This window comes from Sphingomonas sp. 66-10 (genome assembly GCF_001897045.1).
GTDB classification, from domain to species: Bacteria; Pseudomonadota; Alphaproteobacteria; order Sphingomonadales; family Sphingomonadaceae; genus Sphingomonas; species Sphingomonas lycopersici.
Genome location: NZ_MKRR01000110.1, coordinates 12909 through 15181, shown reverse-complemented (window position 1 = coordinate 15181; position 2273 = coordinate 12909). Strand labels below are relative to the sequence as shown.

The 2273-nt window shown below is 65.6% G+C and carries 1 protein-coding gene; it reads right to left on the bottom strand.

Annotated features, from left to right (window positions below):
- A partial coding sequence (gyrA, locus tag BGN95_RS10615) for a DNA gyrase subunit A (RefSeq protein ID WP_286772587.1) occupies positions 1-2082 on the bottom strand: 2082 nt, incomplete at its 3' end.
- Positions 2083-2273 lie beyond the last annotated feature (191 nt).

Genomic DNA, 2273 nt, shown 5'->3' with positions numbered 1-2273 from the left:
GTCATCCTCCTCGTCGAGCAAGGCGACGCCGATCAGCCGGTCGTCCTCGTCCTCGCCCTCGAACTTCATCGCGATCTTGCCGTTCGAGGGGACGTTGGTGAAGGCGTCCATGCTGTTGCGCCGCACATTGCCCTTGGCGGTGGCGAACATGACGTGGAGCTTGCCCCATTCGGCCTCGTCCTCGGGCAGCGGCAGCACGGTGGAGATCGTCTCCCCCTCGGCGAGCGGGAGGAGGTTGATCATCGGCCGCCCGCGCGTCGCGGGGCCGCCCTCGGGCAGCTTCCACACCTTGAGGCGATAGACCTTGCCGAGCGTCGAGAAGAACAGGACCGGGGTGTGGGTCGAGGTGACGAACAGCTCGGTCACCACGTCCTCGTCCTTGGTCGCCATCCCGCTGCGGCCCTTGCCGCCGCGCGCCTGCGCACGGAATGCCTCGAGCGGGGTGCGCTTGATATACCCCTGCATCGTCACGGTGACGACCATCTCCTCGCGCTCGATGAGATCCTCGTCCTCGATCCCGTCGGCGGCGGCGGCGATCTCGGTGCGGCGCGGGGTGGCGAAGAGCTCGCGCACCTCGGCCAGCTCGTCGCGCATCACCTGGTAGAGCTTGACGCGGTTGGCGAGGATTTCGAGCAGTTCGGCGATCGACGCCGCGAGCTGTTCCAGCTCGGCGCCGATCTCGTCGCGGCCCAGCGCGGTGAGGCGATGCAGCCGCAGATCGAGGATCGCGCGGACCTGGATCTCGCTCAGGCGATAGCTGTCGCCGGCGACTTCGGCCTCCACCGCCTCGACCAGTCGGATATAGGGCGCGATCTCGGCGATCGGCCATTCGCGTGCAAGCAGGGTGGCACGCGCCTCGGCCGGGCTCGCCGACCCGCGGATGATCCGCACCACCTCGTCGAGATTGGTCACCGCGATGACCAGCCCGAGCAGGATATGCGCGCGATCGCGCGCCTTGGTCAGCTCGAACTTCGAGCGGCGAGTGATCACCTGTTCGCGGAACTGGATGAACGCCTGGATGATGTCTCTGAGGCCGAGCATCTCCGGCCGGCCGCCGCGGATCGCGAGGATATTGGCCGGGAAGCTGCCCTGTGCCGGGGTGTGCCGCCACAATTGGTTGAGCACCACCTCGGGGGTCGCGTCGCGCTTGAGGTCGATGACGATGCGCACGCCGAGACGGTTCGATTCGTCGCGGATATCGCTGACGCCCTCGATACGCTTGTCCTTGGCGGCCTCGGCGATCTTCTCGACGAGCGCGTTCTTGCCCTGCTGATAGGGGATTTCGGTGAGGACGATCGAGCGGCGATCGCCGCGTCCTTCCTCGATCACATGGCGCGAACGCACGATGATCGACCCGCGCCCGGTGGCGTAAGCCGAACGCGCGCCCGAACGGCCGAGGATGATCGCGCCGGTCGGGAAATCCGGCCCCGGCACGATCTCCATCAGTTCCTCGGTGGTGATCGCGCCATTGTCGAGATAGGCGAAACAGGCGTCGATCACCTCGCCGAGGTTATGCGGCGGGATATTGGTCGCCATGCCGACCGCGATGCCGCCGGCGCCGTTGACGAGGAGATTGGGGAAGCGCGCGGGCAGGACCTGCGGCTCGCTTTCCGATGCGTCATAGTTCGGCTGGAAGTCGACGGTATCCTTGTCGAGATCGTCGAGCAGATAATCCGCGATCTTGGCGAGGCGCGCCTCGGTGTAACGCATCGCGGCGGGCGGATCGGGGTCCATCGAGCCGAAATTGCCCTGGCCGTCGATCAGCGGCGCGCGCATCGACCAGTCCTGCGTCATGCGCGCCAAGGCGTCGTAGATCGCGGTATCGCCGTGCGGGTGATATTTACCGATCACGTCACCGACGATGCGCGCCGATTTGCGATACGGGCGGTTCCACACGAATCCGCTCTCGTTGGCGGAATAGAGGATGCGGCGATGCACCGGCTTCAGCCCGTCGCGCACATCGGGCAACGCACGGGCGACGATCACGCTCATCGCGTAATCGAGATAGCTGGTCTTCATCTCCTCGACGATGGAGATGGGGGCAATGTCCGAAGGGTCGGCGAGGACGGTCTCGTCGGTCAAGAATCAGTGCTTTCGGCTTGTGTCGTTTCGATGACGAACCCTAGCCGAGAGTAGAAGCGCTGACCACCCCCGCGCGCCTGCGCGCGCGAGGGCGGTGTGTGGAATATCGGCTTATTTGCACGCCTTCTTGTTGGCGTTGCCGGCCTTCGAGCAATCATAGTGCACGGTCTTGCCGGTTTTGGTCGTGGCGG